Here is a 19,611-nt window from a genome sequence, read left to right on the forward strand (position 1 = left end):
CTTCAGTTCCCTTTAAATTTGTTGTTATTGCCTGATGGCGGCTACGCCTTATCAGGCCTACAAAACGTCTGTAAAAACAGTGAAATACCCTAAGGATTTCGCGTTGTAGGAAGGCGACGAATTCGTGAATCCCCGGGAGCATAGATAAACTATGTGACCGGGGTGAGCGAATGAAGTCAACGCATCTACAGCGCGAAAGACAACGGGTATCACAGCATGTTTTTACCGTAATCCATTGGCGATGTACCAAAGTAGGTCGCCAGCGTCTGGCCGATATCCGCGAAGGTTTCACGGTGACCTAAAGAGCCCGGTTTGACTTTTGGACCGTAGATCAGCACCGGAATGTGCTCACGGGTATGGTCAGTACCGGTCCAGCTCGGGTCACAGCCGTGGTCAGCGGTCAGGATCAGAATGTCATCTTCACCCACCAGCTCCATCAGCTCCGGCAGACGGCGGTCAAACAGCTCCAGACCTGCGGCGTAGCCCGCGATGTCGCGACGGTGGCCCCAGGAAGAGTCGAAGTCGACGAAGTTAGTGAAGACGATGGTCTTATCGCCCGCTTCTTTCATCTCTTTGAGGGTCGCGTCGAACAGCGCGTCCAGACCGGTCGCTTTCACTTTCTTAGTGATGCCGCAGTTGGCGTAGATGTCGGCAATCTTACCGACGGACACCACGTGGCCCTGTTTTTCATCGACCAGTTTCTGCAGCACGGTCGGCGCTGGCGGTTCAACGGCCAGGTCGTGACGGTTACCGGTACGCTGGAAGTTACCGGCCTTGTCGCCGATAAACGGACGCGCGATCACGCGGCCAATGTTGTAGCCGCCTTCGGTCAGCTCTTCACGGGCGATTTCGCACAGCTCGTAGAGTTTATCCAGGCCAAAGGTCTCTTCGTGGCAGGCAATCTGGAACACGGAGTCAGCGGAGGTGTAGAAAATCGGCTTGCCGGTTTTCATGTGCTCTTCGCCGAGCTGGTCCAGAATAACGGTGCCGGAAGAGTGGCAGTTACCGAGATAGCCCGGCAGGTTGGCGCGTTTTACCAGCTTATCCAGCAGTTCCTGCGGGAAGCTGTTTTCGTGATCGCTGAAATAGCCCCAGTCGAATAGCACCGGTACGCCGGCGATTTCCCAGTGGCCGGACGGCGTATCTTTGCCGGAGGACAGTTCGTGCGCCCATGCGTATGCGCCAATAACGTCCGCGTTGCCGTCCATGCCAGCGGCAATTTTACCGGTAGAGCCTTCATGCGCTTTCACCAGCCCCAGACGAGTCAGGTTAGGCAGATTCAACGGGCCCTTACGGCCATTGTCAGCTTCGCCTTTGGCGCAAGCTTCTGCGATGTGGCCCAGAGTGTCGGAACCTACGTCGCCAAAACGATCCGCGTCTTCAGTAGCGCCGATGCCGAATGAGTCCAGCACCATAATAAATGCACGTTTCATATCTTCTCCGTACTTAGTGCTTCAAAAATAATTGATCAGATCAGTATACAACTATTCAGTAATTCGACGATAGACCGAAGGTGTGCTTGCTGGCGCTTTATCGTCAAGGATAATTGCCGCTTTGACGGCCTTCGCCGCTTCCTGCCAACTGGTTTCGTCTTTGGCATGAATCACCGCCAGCGGGCGCTGCCCGTCGATGCTGTCGCCCAGACGGGCCATGTCGGTAAAGCCAACGCTGTAATCAATGGTATCAGACGCCTGACGACGCCCACCGCCCATCGAGACGACCGCCATCCCCAGCGCACGCGTATCCATTGCGCTGATAAACCCTTCGGTATCAGCATATACCGCTTTGCTCAACATGGCGGTCGGCAGGTATTTATCGTAGTTCTCAACGAAATCGCTCGGCCCTTTCTGCGCGGCCACCATACGACCAAAGACTTCTGCCGCTTTACCGTTATCCAGCACCGCCTGCAGTTTGGCACGCGCTTCGGCGTCGTCTTTCGCCAGCTGGCCGGAGATCAGCATCTCCACACATAGCGCCATAGTGACGTCAAACAAGCGCGGATTGCGGTATTCACCGGTCAGGAACTGCACGGCTTCACGCACTTCCACCGCGTTACCGGCGCTTGAAGCCAGCACCTGATTCATATCGGTTAACAACGCCGTAGTGCGAACTCCCGCGCCGTTTGCCACGCCGACAATCGCTTCAGCAAGGGCTTCAGAAAGTTCATAGGTTGGCATAAACGCGCCGCTGCCGACTTTGACGTCCATTACCAGCGCATCCAGCCCTTCGGCCAGTTTCTTGGCGAGGATGGAACCAGTGATCAGCGGAATAGAGTCCACCGTCGCGGTAATATCGCGGGTGGCGTAAAAACGTTTGTCCGCCGGTGCAAGCGAGCTGGTTTGCCCAATAATCGCCACACCCACGTCTTGAATAATTTCGCGGAAACGGTTGTCGTCCGGGAAGATGTCGAAGCCCGGGATCGCTTCCAGTTTATCGAGCGTACCGCCGGTATGTCCGAGGCCGCGACCGGAGATCATCGGTACATAACCGCCGCAGGCCGCTACCATTGGCCCCAGCATCAGAGACGTCACGTCCCCTACGCCGCCGGTCGAATGCTTATCGACAATCGGGCCATTGAGATTCAGGCTTTTCCAGTCAAGGACAGAACCGGAATCCCGCATCGCCATGGTCAGCGAAACACGCTCCGGCATGGTCATATCGTGGAAGAAGATGGTCATCGCCAGGGCGGCAATCTGCCCTTCAGAGATAGTATTGTCACGAATACCATTGATAAAGAAACGAATTTCTTCGTCACTCAACGCATGACCATCACGCTTTTTACGAATAATTTCTTGTGCGAGAAACACGGTACCCTCCTGAGGGAAAAGAGTAGAAGGCTTACATCGCCGGATGGCGGTTAACGCCTTATCCGGCCTACAGGCCTGGATTTGTAGGCCGGATAAGCGCAGCGCCATCCGGCAAATCAGAGCTTAGTAGCTGCTGGCGCTCTTACCGTCGCCGTGACCCAGCGCTTTCAGCAGGCTTGCCAGCAGGCTGGATGCGCCAAAGCGGTAGTGACGAGAATCTGCCCAGTCAGCGCCAAACAGTTCATCTGCAATCGCGAGGAATTTCTGCGCGTCTTCCGCCGTACGTACGCCGCCCGCCGGTTTGAAGCCAACGGTTTTGGAAACGCCCATGTCGCGGATCACTTCCATCATGATGCGCGCGCTTTCCGGCGTAGCGTTTACCGGCACTTTACCGGTAGAGGTTTTGATGAAATCCGCACCGGCTTTGATGGAGATTTCAGAGGCTTTGCGAATCAGCGCCTCTTCTTTCAGCTCGCCGGTTTCGATGATCACTTTCAGCAATACGTTCGCTGCGGCACAAGCGTCTTTACAGGCTTTTACCAGGTCAAAACCCACCTGCTCGTTACCGGCGATCAACGCACGGTACGGGAATACCACGTCCACTTCGTCAGCGCCGTAGGCGATCGCCGCACGGGTTTCCGCCAGCGCAATATCGATGTCATCATTGCCATGCGGGAAGTTAGTCACCGTTGCAATGCGGATGTCCGGCGTACCTTGTTCTTTCAGAGTCTTACGCGCAATCGGGATAAAACGCGGGTAAATACAAATCGCCGCCGTATTCCCGACCGGGGTTTTTGCCTGATGACACAACGCGATCACTTTTTCATTGGTGTCGTCATCGTTCAGAGTGGTCAGATCCATCAGTTTGAGCGCACGCAGGCTGCTTGCTTTTAAATCAGTCATGACATTCTCCAACGGCATTGCCGTATAAAATTTCACCTTGCGAGTCTGTTAATATTCTAACATTCACTCGCGATTACACTTCGATATACATCACAGTTAATGAAAACTACGTACAAATTTGCATTACTGTAATGAGATCTGAATCAAATTATCCCGCCGTCACCGTCTGTTCTTCGAGCGATAAGCGCATCAGGATCAAAGTCGGTTTGCCGCCATTTTCTACAATAGCGCATCGTCCCGGCATAAAGAGGAAACGAAGATGCCTGCCTCATGCGAAACTGCGCTCCAGCAGCGTTGCCAGCAAATTGTGACCAGCCCGGTGCTCACGCCTGAACAAAAACGCCATTTTCTGGCGCTGGAAGCTGAAAACGCCCTGCCTTATCCCACCCTGCCGGAAGATGCCCGCCAGGCGCTGGATGAAGGCGTCATTTGCGATATGTTTGAGGGGCACGCCCCCTTCAAACCGCGCTACGTGTTGCCCGATTACGCCCGATTTCTGGCTAACGGTTCACAGTGGCTGGAACTGGAAGGCGCGAAAGATCTGGATGATGCGTTATCCCTACTCACCATTCTGTATCATCACGTACCTTCCGTGACGTCCATGCCGGTTTATCTCGGCCAGCTTGATGCGTTGCTGCAACCGTATGTTAGAATTCTAACACAAGATGCGATCGATATTCGAATAAAACGTTTCTGGCGTTATCTCGACAGAACGCTGCCAGACGCCTTTATGCATGCCAATATTGGCCCTGCCGATACGCCTGTCACACGAGCGATTTTGCGCGCTGATGCCGAGCTAAATCAGGTGGCGCCTAACCTGACGTTTATCTACGATGCGGAAATTACGCCGGACGATCTGCTGCTGGAGGTCGCCAAAAACATTTGCGAATGCAGTAAGCCACACATTTCCAACGGCCCTGTAAATGATAAAATTTTCACAAAAGGCCATTATGGCATCGTCAGTTGTTATAACTCGCTACCGCTTGGCGGCGGCGGCAGTACGCTGGTACGTCTCAACCTGAAAGCCGTGGCAGAACGCAGTACGTCTGTCGATGACTTCTTTTCACGCACGCTACCGCACTACTGCCGACAGCAGATCGCCATCATTAATTCACGATGTGAATTCCTCTATGAAAAGTCACATTTCTTTGAGAATAGCTTTCTTGTACAGGAAGGTTTGATCGATCCCGAACGTTTTGCGCCGATGTTCGGTATGTACGGGCTGGCGGAAGCCGTGAACCTGCTGTGCGAAAACGCGGGCCTGACCGCCCGTTACGGCAAGAATGAAACGGCGAACGAGCTGGGCTACCGTATCAGCGCCCAACTGGCGGATTTCGTCGAAAATACGCCAGTGAAGTATGGCTGGAAGCAACGGGCGCTGCTCCATGCCCAGTCTGGCATAAGTTCCGATATCGGCACTACGCCGGGCGCGCGTCTGCCGTATGGCGATGAACCGGACCCTATCACCCATTTGCAAACCGTCGCACCGCACCATGCCTTTTATCATGCCGGGATCAGCGACATTCTGACGCTGGACGAAACCATCAAGCGTAATCCGCAGGCGCTGGTTCAGCTTTGTCTTGGCGCGTTCAAAGCCGGGATGCGGGAATTTACCGCCAATGTCAGCGGCAACGATCTGGTGCGCGTCACCGGTTATATGGTGCGCCTGTCGGATCTGGCGAAATTTCGCGCCGAAGGCTCGCGCACGAATACCACCTGGCTGGGAGAAGAAGCCGCACGTAATACCCGCATCCTGGAACGACAGCCACGCGTAGTCAGCCATGAACAACAGATGCGCTTTAGTCAGTAAGATCATTGCGTTTTCCTGCGTCGATGGGCCAGGCAGCCGCCTGGCATTATTCTTACAGGGCTGCAATTTGCGCTGTAAGAATTGCCATAACCCGTGGACGATGGGACGCTGTAACGACTGCGGGGAATGCGTATCGCAGTGTCCGCATCACGCCCTCAGCGTTGATGGCGGGAAAGTGGTATGGCGGTCGGACGTCTGCGAGCAGTGCGATACCTGCCTGAAAATGTGCCCACAGCGGGCAACGCCAATGGCGCAAACCATGAGCGTTGACGATGTGCTGCGTCATATTCGTAAAGCATCGCTGTTTATTGAAGGTATTACCGTCAGCGGCGGAGAGGCGACCACGCAATTACCGTTTATTGTGGCGCTATTTACGGCGATCAAAGCCGATCCGCAGTTACAACGGCTGACCTGTCTGGTGGACAGTAATGGTCAGTTAAGCGAGACCGGCTGGCAAAAACTACTGCCGGTTTGCGACGGCGTAATGCTCGATCTGAAAGCCTGGAAGAGCGAGTGTCATCACCGTCTGACCGGACGTGATAACACGCATATTAAGCGCAGTATCCGCTTTCTTGCTGCGCGGGGAAAACTGGCGGAGCTGCGGTTGCTGGTTATCCCGGGTCAGGTGGACTATGCGGCGCATATCGATTCACTGGCGGCGTTTATTACTTCGCTGGGCGAGGTTCCGGTGCGTTTGAATGCCTTTCATGCGCATGGCGTCTATGGCGAAGCGAAAGCCTGGCCAGGCGCGACGCCGCAAGAGGTGGAACAGCTGGCTGACGGATTGCGCGCGCGTGGGGTGGCGAAACTGATTTTGCCGGCGCTATATTTGTAAGCGTCACCTGCCGGACAGCGGCTGCGATGCCCTCAGAGCCGAAACAAGGTAATGGTATTGCGATACAGCGTATCGGCTATCACCTCTGCGGGCTCCGGACGTAATTCGCAGAGCGCATCAAATACTCGCGCCGCCTGCTCCGGGCGATTCGGCTGCCCCTGAAACCCCTTTAGCGGCATATCCGGCGCATCGGTCTCCAGCAACAGCGCGTCCAGCGGCAACCGCGCCATAACATCACGGGTTTTACTGGCGCGCGGGTAGGTGATGGTGCCGCCGACGCCGATTTTATAGCCCAGTCGCACAAAGCGTTCGGCCTGTTGCAGACTGCCGGCAAAACCATGCACCACACCGGTTCGCGGCAGATCCTGGCGCTTTAAGTGCATCGCCAGTTTGTCATGCGTGCGCCGCGAGTGCAGGATCACCGGCAGATCGTAGCGTTTTGCCAGTTGCAGCTGCGCGTCTAAAAATCGCTCTTGCCTGGTGAACTGCGGATCGTCGCGATAAAGATCGAGACCGATCTCGCCTACCGCCACGACGTTCTGTTGTTGCGCCAGCGCTTGTTGCAGCTTATCAGGATCGTCATCGGCATGACGCTCAATCACAATGGGGTGCAATCCCAGCGCAGCATAAAGCGACGGGAAACGCGCCGCCAGCGCCAGCACGCGGGGAAAGTGCGCCGCCTCGGTCGCCGGCACGATGATTTTTTCAACTCCCGCCTCACAGGCACGCTGAATACTGGCGCGCTCATCGCCCGTAAAGGGCGGGAAATCAAAATGGCAGTGTGTATCAATAAAGCGCCAGCTCACGCCAGATCCTCGTCGGTAAATGTGGTGTCGTTTGCCTGCGGCGCGCTAATGACCTCCGCCACATGCGTATCATTGGCCACCGGCGCCGGAGGCACGACCACCGTTTCCGGCACGGCAATCCGCGACGTATGGCGCAAGAGAGGCGGCGTTGCGGCGAGCAATTTACCAACGGTGGCAAGGAAATAACGCCCGCATAATTGCCCGGTTTTGTAATCCTCACGCAGCGCCGGGATACGGCTGCCCAGCGCCATGCTGTGCAGCGGTTTCGGCGGATAAATTTCAATGATCCGCAGCTTACCCGGCGGCTTTTCAATAAATTGTTGGATCGCGCTGTAGGACGTTTCATGATGCTGCACCAGGTTGACCAACGGCTGTAGACTGCTCTCCCCCAGCCAGCGCTCCATACGCTTAAACCACTGCGGCGTGTAATACATTTGCGAGGGTACGGTGCGGATCACCACAATGGTTTTCGCCCCCCGCTTTGCCGCCTCCTGAACCGGAATGGCGTCGCTAATGCCACCGTCCAGATAGTTGATGCCCTCTAACGTAACGCCGGTACGGTAGAAACCCGGTATGGCGCTGGAGGCGCGAATGATATCAAGCCAGTTTTGTTTTGTCGGCGAAAAATAGCCCGGCGTGTAATCATCCCCCCGGCAGGCGCACATATAAAAGGATTTTCCGCTGTCGAACAGGCGCGCTGCGGTATCCATCTGCAGCGGCATTCGGGCGGCGGTGGATTCCACCAGCCAGTCGAGGTCAATAAGGTTTCCTCCGCGTACAAATCGCAGCGGATCAAAAAATTCGCGCCTGGTGGTATAGCGCATAATGACTTTACGCCCGTAGCCGGGCTGGTTGCAGAGATACGCCGAGAGATTTTGCGCACCGGCTGATGTGCCGAAGTAGAGATGGAAAGGATTAAACTGCGCGCGCATAAACTCATCCAGCACGCCTGCGGTAAAGATGCCCCGCTGCCCGCCACCCTCGCAGACCAGCGCCATACGGCCTGGCCGGAACGGTGTTAATGATAACGGCGCAATATTGCCGAGCGTAACTGGTATTCGCTGGCCCACCTCTGCCTTCCTGTTTTTCATTTTTTTCCAGGCTGACAAGGTAACGCAAAACGTTAACGGCTAAAACCGTAAAAGCCAGTCCGCTGGACTGGCTTGATAGCAATATATCTTTACAGCTGCCTGCTAGGGTCGTTTACGGCCCATGAACAGGCTGACCAGGAAGAGCACGATCCCGACGACGAAGACGATTTTCGCCGCGACGGCAGCCGTACCAGCCAGTCCACCAAAACCCAATGCGGCGGCAATTAACGCGATAACCAGAAATATAATGCCCCAACGAAACATAAGCCTCTCCTTTACCATAGTTAATGTCGACCGCTAAATATGAGCGCTCAGGCTACTCATTCGCGATATTTTTAGTGTGGTGCACATTACGCCTCCCGACAAACGTCGGGAGGACGAATTACGACGAATTACTGAACTTTCAGATCGTTTTTAACACTTTTTACGCCATCAACGGCTTTCGCGATGCTTTCAGCGCGGTCGCTTTGTTCCTGAGTTTCAACAGTACCGGAGAGCTGTACGACGCCATCGGTCGTTTCCACTTTTACTTTACGGGAAGGGACGAGATCGTCCGCCAGCAACTTGGCTTTGACTTCACTGGTCGTGGCCGTATCACCGGCATAACCTTTCACGGAACCTTCTTTATTGTCGCGAACGTGAAGTTTGTCGCTAACGGAGGTCACGCCTTCTACGCCTTTCGCCACTTTCACGGCGGCTTCAGCCTGCGCCTGACTTTCTACAAAGCCGCTCAGGGTGACGACTTTCTGATTGGTTTCGACAGAAATATCGGTGCTTTTAATATTGTCATGGTCTACCAGCGCAGCTTTTACTTTCGCAGTGATGGCGCTGTCATCCATGAAGTTACCGACTTTATTCATAGAGCTATCGACTTTTTGCCCTGCGGTTTCGGTTCCGCTTTGCGCCTTGTCCGTTGTTGCGTTTTCTGCAAAGGCAGAACCTGTCGCAACGGCAGAGGTCAACATTACGGCCAGCAGAGTTTTAGAAATCTTCAGTCTTGTCATAGTCATCGATTTTGTCCTGTATAGTTTGCTCGTAATTTGAGCTCAGGCAACACGAGGTTGCATTGCTGAATGCGGTGAAACTCACCGGTTTCTGAAGTCAATGACTGGCATCACATTCGTGAATTTGTAACGACGCGTCGCCTGCCACCCTTCCGTTTCAGTTATTAATATCGTGACTGAAACAAATCTCAGCTTTAAGCTCTCATATTCACGCATTGAACAGGCATTAAAGCCGACATTTATGTCATCACTTTGTTAAATATAGATCACAATTTTAAAATCGCTTGTCGGTGCGTATAAAAAACAGGCAGATCGGAGAAAAAACGCGGGATTTAAGAACATTCCGTAAGCGGTTAAAAAGGCAGGGAAAGTACGAAGGCGCGGCGGATGCCGCGCCCGGAAAGGGATCAGTGTTCGCGCGTTTTACGGAACTGAACGTCAGGGTAACGTTCCTGGGTCAGGTTCAGGTTAACCATCGTGGGGGCGATATAGGTGAGGTTGTCGCCGCCATCCAGCGCCAGCTGCGTTTCATTCTTACGCTTAAACTCTTCGAATTTCTTCGCATCGGCGCTTTCCACCCAGCGCGCCGTCGCCACGTTGACGGATTCATAAATCGCCTCAACGTTGTATTCGCTTTTCAGACGCGCGACAACAACGTCAAACTGCAAAACGCCCACGGCGCCGACAATCAGATCGTTGTTGGAGATGGGACGGAATACCTGAACCGCCCCCTCTTCAGAAAGCTGCACCAGCCCTTTCAGTAGCTGCTTCTGCTTGAGCGGATCTTTCAGGCGAATACGACGGAACAGTTCCGGCGCAAAGTTCGGGATACCGGTAAACTTCATCATCTCGCCCTGAGTGAAGGTATCGCCGATCTGAATGGTGCCGTGGTTATGCAGACCCAAAATATCGCCCGGGTACGCTTCTTCAACGTGCGAACGGTCGCCCGCCATAAAAGTTAACGCGTCGGAAATCACCACATCTTTGCCAGTACGGACCTGGCGTAGCTTCATGCCCTTCTCATACTTACCGGAAACCACGCGCATAAACGCCACGCGGTCGCGGTGTTTCGGGTCCATATTGGCCTGAATTTTAAAGACAAAACCGGTGAATTTCTCTTCCGAGGCTTCCACTGTGCGGGTATCGGTTTGACGCGGCATCGGCGCGGGCGCCCACGCCACCAAACCATCCAGCATATGGTCAACGCCAAAGTTACCCAGCGCGGTACCGAAAAATACCGGGGTAATTTCCCCTGCCAGGAACAGCTCTTCATCAAACTCGTTAGACGCGCCCTGCACCAGTTCCAGCTCGTCGCGCAGCTGCTGCGCCAGGTCTTCACCCACGGCGGCGTCCAGATCCGGGTTATTCAGCCCTTTAACGATGCGCACTTCCTGAATGGTGTGGCCCTTACCGGTCTGATACAGATAAGTTTCATCTTTATAAAGGTGATAAACGCCCTTAAACAGCTTGCCGCAGCCAATCGGCCAGGTGATCGGCGCGCAGCCGATTTTCAGCTCGTTCTCGACTTCATCCAGCAGCTCCATCGGGTCGCGGATATCACGGTCGAGTTTGTTCATAAAGGTCAGGATTGGCGTATCACGCAGACGGGTAACTTCCATCAGCTTACGAGTCCTGTCCTCAACGCCTTTTGCGGCGTCGATCACCATCAGACAGCAGTCCACCGCCGTCAGGGTACGGTAGGTATCTTCGGAGAAGTCTTCGTGCCCCGGGGTGTCCAGCAGGTTCACCAGACAGTCGTGATACGGGAACTGCATCACCGAGGTGGTGATAGAGATACCACGCTGTTTTTCCATCTCCATCCAGTCAGATTTTGCATGTTGGCTGGAGCCACGGCCTTTTACCGTACCGGCAGTCTGAATCGCCTGTCCGAACAGCAACACTTTTTCGGTAATGGTGGTTTTACCGGCGTCCGGGTGAGAAATAATGGCAAAAGTGCGGCGTTTGGCCACCTCTTGCAAATAAGGAGACAACGTCATAGTCAAATCTTCTTGAGTAAGCGCGGCGTTTGACCACGCATGTTGAATACGAAAAATGCGGCTATTTTACCCATCAACCAGGGGGAGGCAATCAGTGTTTACACAGGAGCTGCTCCAGTTCGCTTAATGACGCCACAGTCCAGGTTGGATGAATACCCGCGGGCTGCTCGCGATGATGCGCGTTAAGCCAGCAGGTCGACAGCCCGGCGTTAATGCCGCCAAGAATATCGGATTCCGCGGTATCGCCAACCATTAATACGCGCGAGCGGTCAGGATTCCCCGCCTGCTCCAGGGCGTAGTTAAAGATTTTCGGATCGGGCTTCGCGACGCCAACCTGCTCGGAAATCACCAGCAGATCGAAATACTCGCGCAGCCCGGTGCGCTCCAGACGAGTTTGTTGTAGCGCGGTAAAACCGTTAGTAATAATACCGATTTTAGCCTGCCCGCGAATCGCATTAAGTAGCGAAACGGCGCCCGGCAAAGGAGAACAGATCTCCGCCATCGCACTAATAAAAGCGTCATTCAGCAGCCCCGGCGCAACGTTTAGCCGTTCAGCCCAACTTTGAAAACGCGCGTGCTGCAATTGTAATGAGGTAATCGCGCCGTTCTGATAATCCACCCATAGCGGCTTATTCACGGCCTGGTAATCCTGGAAATCCTCAGCGGTAAAGGTGACGCTATAGTCAAGGAACATCCGCTGTAAGCCGGTGAAAGAATCAAACGTAAACAGCGTTTCATCGGCATCAAAGAAAATCCAGTCCCACTTCATCATTACACCTTGCCTCTTTTATTACATGCTTATCGGTAACGCCATGATGATGGCGTCCTCATGCCCTTGTGCCGTGGGATAGTAATTGCGGCGAATCGTCGCCTCGTTAAACCCCAGACTTTCATACAGCGCGATGGCGGCAGCGTTAGAGGCGCGTACCTCCAGCCATAGCGTTACAACACCGCGCTTTTCCAGCTCATCAATCAGATGCTCAAGCAGCATACGCCCCAGCCCCCGACGCTGAAAATCCGGATCGACGGCAATATTGAACAGCGTCGCTTCGTCCAGCACCACCTGTGTAATGGCAAACGCGGCCATTCTGTCAGCAGCGGTCAGCTTAAGATTGAGATACCGTTCGCCCTGGTTGCCGAAAAACGTTTTTTCGCTCCACGGAAACGCATGAGCGCGTTGCTCAATCTGCCAGGCTGCGGGGAGATCGGTCGTGCTGAGGATAGAAATCGTGTTCATGTTCGCAGATTTGTTGCCATAGTGCGGCGCGTGCCGCCGGGTTTGCCCGGAGTTCATTAAACGCCGGCGTCGTGACCTGAGCGCCTTCGAGTTGGAGCGGCGCGTCAGTTCCTAACCGCCAGCTATTACAACGGCTGCCCTGCGGCAGCATGGCGACGCGCTCAGGCGCCAGGGATAAAACCTGATCGGGACTCACGGTCAACGCGCGTAAAATATCGCGCATTAGCGGCTCGTTCAGCGCGGGTAATTCCTCTGCAACCACGATCAGACGAACGTGCGCGGGAAGGGAAATCGCAATCTCGCCTTGTAGCGCGCCAGGACGTCGCAGCGCCCACTGCGTAATACCCAGTTGCTGTAACTGCCAGTCTCGTCGGGATGTCATAGCGAAACGCTCCTGTAATCAGGGGCGCAAATATAGCAAATCTGTCGAATCTCCGCCATCAAACTACTATAATCGCCGCCAGTCTGAATTAAGGAGCATTCCATGTCTGCTTTTACCCCGGCAAGTGAAGTCTTGCTGCGCCACAGTGATGATTTCGAACAAAGCCGTATTCTTTTTGCCGGAGATTTGCAGGATGACCTGCCCGCGCGCTTTGAATGCGCCGCCAGCCGCGCGTATACGCAACAGTTTCACCACTGGCAGGCGTTAAGCCGCCAGATGGGCGATAACGTCCGTTTTAGCCTGGTCGCGCAAGCCAGCGATGTCGCTGACTGCGATACGCTGATCTACTACTGGCCGAAAAATAAACCCGAAGCGCAGTTCCAGTTGATGAATATTTTGTCGCTAATGCCGGTGGGCAGCGATGTTTTCGTCGTGGGGGAAAACCGCAGCGGCGTGCGTAGCGCCGAACCGATGCTGGCGGACTATGCGCCGCTGAACAAAGTAGATAGCGCGCGACGTTGCGGCCTTTACCATGGTCGTCTGGAAAAGCAGCCGCAGTTTAGTCTTGAATCCTGGTGGGCCGAGTACAACATCGACGGGCTGACTATCAAAACGTTGCCGGGCGTATTCAGCCGCGACGGACTGGATGTCGGTAGCCAACTGCTGCTGTCTACGCTGACGCCGCACACCAAAGGTAAAGTGCTGGATGTCGGCTGCGGCGCTGGCGTGCTTTCCGCCGCGCTGGCCAGCCATTCGCCGAAAGTGCGCCTGACGCTGTGTGACGTCAGCGCTCCGGCGGTGGAAGCCAGCCGCGCCACGCTTGCCGCTAATGGCCTTGAAGGCGAGGTATTCGCCAGCAACGTCTTTTCGGAAGTCAAAGGACGTTTTGACATGATCATCTCCAACCCGCCGTTCCACGACGGAATGCAAACCAGCCTCGATGCGGCGCAAACGCTCATTCGCGGCGCAGTGCGCCATCTGAACAGCGGCGGAGAGTTACGTATCGTGGCGAACGCCTTTCTGCCCTATCCTAAAATTCTGGATGAGACTTTTGGCTTCCATGAAGTCATCGCGCAAACCGGGCGCTTTAAGGTTTATCGTACCGTGATGACCCGTCAGGCGAAGAAATAGTTGGCCTGATAAGCGCAGCGCCATCTGGTTGCATGTGCCGGATGGCGACGCCAGGCGTCTTATCCAACCTACGTCTCGCGCCCATTTTTGCAGCAATCAATCTATCCCATGCAATTAACTATTGACGAATAGCTGAAAACCACTAGAATGCGCCTCCGTGGTAGTGATTCTTTTCAAGAATCGATGGTATGCGAAGGTGGCGGAATTGGTAGACGCGCTAGCTTCAGGTGTTAGTGTCCTTACGGACGTGGGGGTTCAAGTCCCCCCCCTCGCACCAAAACCACGTTGATATTGCTCGCACTGGGCGAAGGTGGCGGAATTGGTAGACGCGCTAGCTTCAGGTGTTAGTGTTCTTACGGACGTGGGGGTTCAAGTCCCCCCCCTCGCACCAACGAGGCGATATCAAAAAGTAAGATAACTGTGCGAAGGTGGCGGAATTGGTAGACGCGCTAGCTTCAGGTGTTAGTGTCCTTACGGACGTGGGGGTTCAAGTCCCCCCCCTCGCACCAATTATCTTATCCTTCCTTTGTCTCTTCATTTTCATCCCTGATTCCAGTTCATCATTGCCAACATCATGCCGCCAATAAGCGCTATACACGATGGCAGCAGTACAAAATGCCGTAATTGTTTGTGATACAACATCAGCGCAGACAGTAGCAATCCTGATACAATCAACAGCTTCAGCGCATAAGCTGACAGGCCGATAAACGCCAGTCCAACAATAATCACTCCAGGCAATAATACGCCCCATCCGCTGCCTAACGTTCGCTGCAACATGGTTTCACCTCTGGAATTGATAATGATAACCAATATCATATGATATATTTTCTCATTTGTCAGCCAGGGAGGAAGCTAAAGAGATGAGTTTTACTTAACGGTTGATGACACGTATTCAGTAAGGTGATAAATTGTCCGACTGTTAACGTAAAAACAACAACACCTCGCTTTAGGCGACCTTTTCTCATACGTTATTTTCATGTTGGCGCCCGATTCCGTGTATATCACCGATAAATAACGACAATTACCCATGACAACACCATCCTGGCGGTCGCTTCGTATTAAGAAGTATCAGTTTTCTTTACGTCTTTTCTTGTTTCTCAACGCCGTGTCGGCGCTATTTACTCTCGTTTTCCCCCTTTATCAAATCAATGTATTTTGCACGCCAATGATTGGGATAATGGTCCTGAGCGTATTACTGTTGATATGGCATGGGAAATATGGACAAAAAAGAATTAATCTCCCCTTTATCTCCCTACTCTTTGGGGGAATATGGGCGGCGCATATTGCGCTAAAGTATCCGGCATTAGGCCATTATGATTTCTCTTTTTTACTGATTTCCCTGCTTAGCGTTCTGTTTATCGGCTCGATAGCCTTTGCCGCGAATATCGTCGCGTTTACGCTCTATTCGCTACCGCCAGTCGCGGTCTGCCTGTGGCTGAACGGTAATGAACAAGGTTTGCGAATTCTCTATTTGCTGGCCCTGCCAATGGTGGGAATCGCTATTCAACATGTTATCCAGAAACGCTACGATAACTTTGCCCAGCAGCTCATGTTTAAGCTGCTGGCCGAGCGGGAAACCCTCAATGGCCTGAGTATGCTTGATCCATTAACCGGCTTATATAACCGCCGTGGCCTGCAAAATCGGCTGGATACGTTACAGGCGCCGGGCAGCCATGAACACTACGTCCTGCTATTGGATATCGATCATTTCAAAGCGTATAACGATCACTACGGTCATATGATGGGCGATCAGGCGTTAATCCGCGTCTCAGCGGCAATTCGGGACGCCGTGCGATCGCGCGATGTCGTCTGCCGTTTTGGCGGGGAAGAATTTCTGGTGTTGCTGACCACCGCCGAACCACAGCAAGCCCGCGCTACCGCAGAACGTATCCGACAGGAAGTATACGATCTTAAAATCCCGCATATGTTTAACGAAAGCGTCGCCACCAATGTCACTGTCAGTATCGGCATTGCGCCCCTGGCGGATCGCAATATCGGAGACGCTATCGAAAAAGCGGATAAAGCGCTCTACGAAGCCAAGCATCTTGGACGTAACCACATTCTGGTCAGCGACGACATGCGCGCCCTATGAATCCTGCTGGCGTAATCGTGCTACGCCAACAGCGTTAACCATAAACCGCTTGCCATCGTTTATCGCTATCGATAGGATTAGCAATCATTATCATTTAGATTAACATCATTAAACTGCGCTATGGCCTACCGTTCCGCACCGATTGCTGACGATATTATCTGGCGAGCCGCTCCCCAGCCGGAAGACGCCTCGCTGGCGGACGCAGTACGCGAGACGATCGCCTCTACCCGTGAGCACCTGTTGGACTTTATTCGGCTGGATGAAACGCCGCCGCCAACGGCGATGACTCTTGCCCAGTGGACGCGCCCCGCGACGTTTCGTTCATTGCTGGCCGCCTATTCCGATCACATCTATCGACACATGCCAGGCCTGCCACGTGAAAATAAGCCGTTAATCTCCCTGTGGGCGCAATGGTATATCGGGCTGATGGCGCCGCCGCTGATGCTGGCATTACTGACGCAAGCGCGCGCTATCAATGTCTCGGCAGAACATATTCACGTTGAATTTCATGAAACCGGGCGCGCCGCGTGTTTCTGGCTTGATGTGCATCAGGATAACCTGGCAACGGGGCGTTCCCCGGAAGAACGAATGGAAACGCTGGTAGTCTCCGCACTACAGCCGGTCATTCAGGCGCTGGAGGCGACTGGCGACATCAACGCGAAACTTATCTGGAGCAATACCGGTTATTTAATCAACTGGTATCTGACTGAGATGAAACCGCTGCTTGGCGAAGCTCTGCTGGCAACGCTACGCCAGCGCTGTTTTTTTGAAAAGCAGCTATCCGACGGTCAGGATAACCCGCTGTGGCGGACCGTCGTAATGCGCGACGGTCTTCTGGTACGCAGAACCTGCTGTCAACGTTACCGCTTACCTGATGTACAGCAGTGCGGCGACTGCACGCTAAAGTAAACCGCTTTACGTTACCTTCAGTTATCGTCACGGCTTACTGCTGCTGGCCTGTCACATTATTATATTTACAGCTGCGCTCTCCGTATGCCAAATTACGTTTTGCCATTTTTGGGTCTACCGTGGCTATTGGTAAGGTCTCAGGAGAGAAGAATGAGTCTGCAATCTGTACGGCAATTTCTGGCCGATCATGCTCCCGATATTGAAATTATCGAATTAAATCAAAGTACAGCGACTGTCGAACTGGCAGCCAAAGCGCACAATGTAGAGCCAGGGCAGATAGCTAAAACGCTCTCGCTTAAAGTAAAAGACACTATTATCCTGGTGGTCGCCAAAGGCGATGCCCGCCTGGATAATAAGAAGCTTAAAAGCACTTTCGGCGCAAAAGCCCGTATGTTGAGCAGCGATGAAGTGGTCAATGCAACCGGACATCCTGTCGGCGGCGTATGTCCCTTTGGGCTGGAGCACCCGCTGCCCGTTTATTGCGACATCTCTCTGAAGGGGTATAACGAAGTATTGCCTGCCGCAGGCGCCACGCACAGCGCGGTACGCATCACGCCGGAAAGAATGGCTGAACTGACATCGGCGACCTGGGTTGACGTGTGCCAATAACGTGCCTGACACCCGGACTCCCCGAACAAGCACGGCGCATCCGGCACGGGCTATACCCGATGCTGGAGCGCGGTAGCATCTCCGGCGCGCAGATATAACAGAATATCCGCCGCATCGAGTAACCCGGCATCAGAACTCACGCCCAGCTTGGACATCACATTAAACTTATGCGCCCGGATAGTCTTAATGTTACGTTCTAACTGGACGGCAATTTGCGGCATTGAGTAGCCGTTCGACATAAAACGCAGAATCTCCCGCTCGGTTGGACTAAGCATACAATTCTGGTGAAGCTCCCAAAGATTGTCTGTACGCTCCGTTGTCCGCCGGGCGCTATTAAGCGATGTAAATAAGGCATCCTGTAAAACATCCAACGGCGACGCTTTGCTGATGACCCCATCCAGCGGCAGCGGGGATAGCGCGCTGATTAAGCGGGCTTCAGCATCATCATCTGCAATCACCAGACGCCGCATATGGGGATAATTTATCGCCAGTTCCGTCAGGCTGGATAATCCTGTCCGGCGTTCAGTTCTTAACGCAGAAAGAGAAAAAATAACGGCAGAAAACGGCGTCTTTAGCGCAGCCTTATAAAACGCGGATGGTTTTGAAAAAATATGAAGCGTATGTCGGCAATCCGGCATTGCATCAAATAGCCCTTTAATACCAATGGTGCTCATCACGCATTTTTCTACGAGCGCAACATTTCTCTTGCTGATTCTGTTTTCCATTCCATGGTTTCTCCATATACCGAAGGTAGGTTCAATTCTCTGGCTCCCTGAGAACTGTTTATCCATGCATACATCTCTGCATTACTGTGTATTGATAAGCGTCGCATGGCGCTATTTTTTTGGGCGCTAATTGTTTTATTACTTTTTTTAAGTAATGCCGCAATTTGGTTAATGCCCCACCCTTTTCCTAAAAGGCGTAATACTTTTCGTTCAGACAGCGTAAGGACAATCGGCCTGTCGTGGGACTGCTGAATTTCAGACGGTACCTGAGGCGATAATAACGTTTTGCTTATTCTTTCTGAACGAGCGTTTCCCGCATGGATAACGCTAATAAGATTCTCGATTGGCTCTTCGTCTGAAAGCAAGGTGCTGACGGGGCCCATCAGGAGATCAACCGCATGTGGATAGCTGGATTTAGGAACCAGAAATACCCAATGTATGTCGCGATATTGCGAGAGTAAGCTATAAAAATATTCGCAGATAGCACGGGGAGAGGCATTGTTAACTGCTAAATCAGCAATAACTAAATTACTTCGACGTAGTTGTAGCAGCGTTAGCTCTTCTATCGTACGGCAATACGCCAGTTTATAATCGGGGAAATTACCTGTTATAGCCCCTTTAAGGCCTTCCTGTATAAGGGGGGTTTTACTGATAATAAGTCCATTTTTGCAGCATCCTGGCAGCATAATTCCTCCGCACCCACGCCGCCCCTTTTCATTGTCCCATTAATAAAAATACTATTAACAATGAGCGCAAAGAAATATAAGCCGAGTGGATTAATTATCCTTGTTTTATTTTTAAAAATATAACATTGATTGCGCTACAATCCACATAGCACAAAAACATGAAATCACTATCGCATAGTTACTCATAAAACCAGAAGCAAGACAATTAAATTAACTAAATTTGCACATTAGTAATTCTAACGAAACTCATCATATTAATAAATTTAAAATATGAGTTCATCCTTCATACATATTGCTGAATCCTGAAATAAAAGCCCAACAATACTGACTGTCACCCATAAAATCCATGTAATATCTGCAAATTACACTAAGTCACGCCTATTTTTACACCTGCTGCTCACGCCATTGTTGTAAAACGATTAATGCATATCGTTGATAAAATTCACCACATCATTGATTCAAAAATGAACGGCCAGGCTGGCATAATGTCTCTATTCTGGAAACGGACATACGAGAACCGTCGCCCATAAGGATATCCTGCCTGTGACGAAGCGCACGTCTCAGAAAGCTTATGCGTTGCGTCTGGC

The 19,611-nt window shown here is 52.8% G+C and carries 20 protein-coding genes and 3 tRNA genes; 9 read left to right on the forward strand and 14 right to left on the reverse strand.

Annotated elements, in window-relative coordinates; translation table 11 throughout:
- Positions 1 to 209 precede the first annotated feature (209 nt).
- From deoB to deoC, 3 genes are all read right to left on the reverse strand, one after another.
- Positions 210 to 1,433: a phosphopentomutase gene (deoB, locus tag LDB27_RS18885; protein ID WP_000816454.1), complete on the reverse strand. Its 1,224-nt coding sequence runs from the start codon at positions 1,431 to 1,433 to the stop codon at positions 210 to 212.
- Between the two features lie 51 nt (positions 1,434 to 1,484).
- The gene (deoA, locus tag LDB27_RS18890) at positions 1,485 to 2,807 is read right to left on the reverse strand and encodes a thymidine phosphorylase (protein ID WP_000477795.1); all 1,323 of its coding nucleotides are present in this window, start codon (positions 2,805 to 2,807) and stop codon (positions 1,485 to 1,487) included.
- Between the two features lie 123 nt (positions 2,808 to 2,930).
- Positions 2,931 to 3,710 carry a deoxyribose-phosphate aldolase gene (gene deoC, locus LDB27_RS18895; protein ID WP_001519713.1) on the reverse strand — a complete coding sequence of 260 codons (780 nt, stop codon included), beginning with the start codon at positions 3,708 to 3,710 and terminating at the stop codon, positions 2,931 to 2,933.
- 259 nt (positions 3,711 to 3,969) lie between these two features.
- Here deoC and LDB27_RS18900 point away from each other — a divergent pair, with 259 nt between their 5' ends.
- Together LDB27_RS18900 and LDB27_RS18905 are read left to right on the forward strand one after the other, a co-directional pair.
- Positions 3,970 to 5,520: a YjjI family glycine radical enzyme gene (locus tag LDB27_RS18900; protein ID WP_001111695.1), complete on the forward strand. Its 1,551-nt coding sequence runs from the start codon at positions 3,970 to 3,972 to the stop codon at positions 5,518 to 5,520.
- On the forward strand, positions 5,492 to 6,355 hold the full coding sequence (locus LDB27_RS18905; protein ID WP_001064951.1) for a YjjW family glycine radical enzyme activase: 864 nt from the start codon (positions 5,492 to 5,494) through the stop codon (positions 6,353 to 6,355). The genes LDB27_RS18900 and LDB27_RS18905 overlap by 29 nt, the downstream gene beginning before the upstream one ends.
- A 32-nt stretch (positions 6,356 to 6,387) precedes the next feature.
- Here the strand turns inward: LDB27_RS18905 and LDB27_RS18910 are convergent, their stop codons facing one another.
- From LDB27_RS18910 to LDB27_RS18945, 8 genes are all read right to left on the reverse strand, one after another.
- On the reverse strand, positions 6,388 to 7,161 hold the full coding sequence (locus tag LDB27_RS18910) for a metal-dependent hydrolase (RefSeq protein WP_000119014.1): 774 nt from the start codon (positions 7,159 to 7,161) through the stop codon (positions 6,388 to 6,390).
- Positions 7,158 to 8,231, reverse strand: a complete 1,074-nt coding sequence (locus LDB27_RS18915) for a patatin family protein (RefSeq protein WP_000531540.1) — start codon at positions 8,229 to 8,231, stop codon at positions 7,158 to 7,160. Before LDB27_RS18915 ends, LDB27_RS18910 begins: the two co-directional genes overlap by 4 nt.
- Positions 8,232 to 8,354: 123 nt before the next feature.
- Positions 8,355 to 8,516 carry a DUF1328 domain-containing protein gene (locus tag LDB27_RS18920; RefSeq protein WP_225519887.1) on the reverse strand — a complete coding sequence of 54 codons (162 nt, stop codon included), beginning with the start codon at positions 8,514 to 8,516 and terminating at the stop codon, positions 8,355 to 8,357.
- A 128-nt stretch (positions 8,517 to 8,644) separates the two neighbouring features.
- Positions 8,645 to 9,262, reverse strand: coding sequence for a molecular chaperone OsmY (gene osmY, locus LDB27_RS18925; protein WP_000178963.1), 618 nt, complete (start codon positions 9,260 to 9,262; stop codon positions 8,645 to 8,647).
- Between the two features lie 401 nt (positions 9,263 to 9,663).
- On the reverse strand, positions 9,664 to 11,253 hold the full coding sequence (gene prfC / locus LDB27_RS18930) for a peptide chain release factor 3 (RefSeq protein WP_000175965.1): 1,590 nt from the start codon (positions 11,251 to 11,253) through the stop codon (positions 9,664 to 9,666).
- Positions 11,254 to 11,344: 91 nt separating this feature from the next.
- On the reverse strand, positions 11,345 to 12,022 hold the full coding sequence (gene yjjG, locus LDB27_RS18935) for a pyrimidine 5'-nucleotidase (protein ID WP_000870686.1): 678 nt from the start codon (positions 12,020 to 12,022) through the stop codon (positions 11,345 to 11,347).
- Positions 12,023 to 12,043: 21 nt separating this feature from the next.
- Positions 12,044 to 12,490 carry a ribosomal protein S18-alanine N-acetyltransferase gene (gene rimI / locus LDB27_RS18940; RefSeq protein ID WP_001092434.1) on the reverse strand — a complete coding sequence of 149 codons (447 nt, stop codon included), beginning with the start codon at positions 12,488 to 12,490 and terminating at the stop codon, positions 12,044 to 12,046.
- Positions 12,435 to 12,872: a DNA polymerase III subunit psi gene (locus LDB27_RS18945; protein WP_000204003.1), complete on the reverse strand. Its 438-nt coding sequence runs from the start codon at positions 12,870 to 12,872 to the stop codon at positions 12,435 to 12,437. Before LDB27_RS18945 ends, rimI begins: the two co-directional genes overlap by 56 nt.
- A gap of 102 nt (positions 12,873 to 12,974) precedes the next feature.
- On the opposite strand from LDB27_RS18945, the gene rsmC reads away from it, so the two are divergent.
- From rsmC to LDB27_RS18965, 4 genes are all read left to right on the forward strand, one after another.
- Positions 12,975 to 14,003 (forward strand): 16S rRNA (guanine(1207)-N(2))-methyltransferase RsmC, encoded by a 1,029-nt coding sequence (gene rsmC / locus LDB27_RS18950; protein ID WP_001272293.1) that lies wholly within the window; start codon positions 12,975 to 12,977, stop codon positions 14,001 to 14,003.
- Positions 14,004 to 14,193: 190 nt separating this feature from the next.
- A tRNA-Leu gene (locus LDB27_RS18955) sits at positions 14,194 to 14,280 on the forward strand.
- A gap of 27 nt (positions 14,281 to 14,307) precedes the next feature.
- Positions 14,308 to 14,394: transfer RNA gene (locus LDB27_RS18960), tRNA-Leu, on the forward strand.
- Positions 14,395 to 14,425: 31 nt separating this feature from the next.
- Positions 14,426 to 14,512, forward strand: a tRNA-Leu gene (locus tag LDB27_RS18965).
- Positions 14,513 to 14,543: 31 nt separating this feature from the next.
- On the opposite strand, the gene LDB27_RS18970 is transcribed toward LDB27_RS18965, so the two are convergent.
- The gene (locus LDB27_RS18970) at positions 14,544 to 14,780 is read right to left on the reverse strand and encodes a DUF1435 domain-containing protein (protein WP_000941878.1); all 237 of its coding nucleotides are present in this window, start codon (positions 14,778 to 14,780) and stop codon (positions 14,544 to 14,546) included.
- Between the two features lie 250 nt (positions 14,781 to 15,030).
- Between LDB27_RS18970 and LDB27_RS18975 the strand changes: the two genes are divergently transcribed.
- From LDB27_RS18975 to LDB27_RS18985, 3 genes are all read left to right on the forward strand, one after another.
- On the forward strand, positions 15,031 to 16,095 hold the full coding sequence (locus LDB27_RS18975; protein ID WP_000211203.1) for a GGDEF domain-containing protein: 1,065 nt from the start codon (positions 15,031 to 15,033) through the stop codon (positions 16,093 to 16,095).
- A 120-nt stretch (positions 16,096 to 16,215) separates the two neighbouring features.
- Positions 16,216 to 17,004, forward strand: coding sequence for a siderophore-iron reductase FhuF (gene fhuF, locus LDB27_RS18980; RefSeq protein ID WP_000331524.1), 789 nt, complete (start codon positions 16,216 to 16,218; stop codon positions 17,002 to 17,004).
- A gap of 150 nt (positions 17,005 to 17,154) precedes the next feature.
- Positions 17,155 to 17,613, forward strand: coding sequence for a YbaK/EbsC family protein (locus LDB27_RS18985; protein WP_000058271.1), 459 nt, complete (start codon positions 17,155 to 17,157; stop codon positions 17,611 to 17,613).
- 50 nt (positions 17,614 to 17,663) lie between these two features.
- Here LDB27_RS18985 and bglJ read toward each other — a convergent pair whose 3' ends face one another.
- Together bglJ and LDB27_RS18995 are read right to left on the reverse strand one after the other, a co-directional pair.
- On the reverse strand, positions 17,664 to 18,338 hold the full coding sequence (gene bglJ, locus LDB27_RS18990) for a DNA-binding transcriptional activator BglJ (protein ID WP_000431546.1): 675 nt from the start codon (positions 18,336 to 18,338) through the stop codon (positions 17,664 to 17,666).
- A complete protein-coding gene (locus LDB27_RS18995) occupies positions 18,299 to 19,024 on the reverse strand; it encodes a response regulator transcription factor (protein WP_000936659.1) in 726 nt (241 codons plus the stop codon). Before LDB27_RS18995 ends, bglJ begins: the two co-directional genes overlap by 40 nt.
- Positions 19,025 to 19,611: the final 587 nt, after the last annotated feature.

Source organism: Salmonella sp. JXY0409-18 (genome assembly GCF_020268625.1).
Taxonomy (GTDB): domain Bacteria; phylum Pseudomonadota; class Gammaproteobacteria; order Enterobacterales; family Enterobacteriaceae; genus Salmonella; species Salmonella enterica.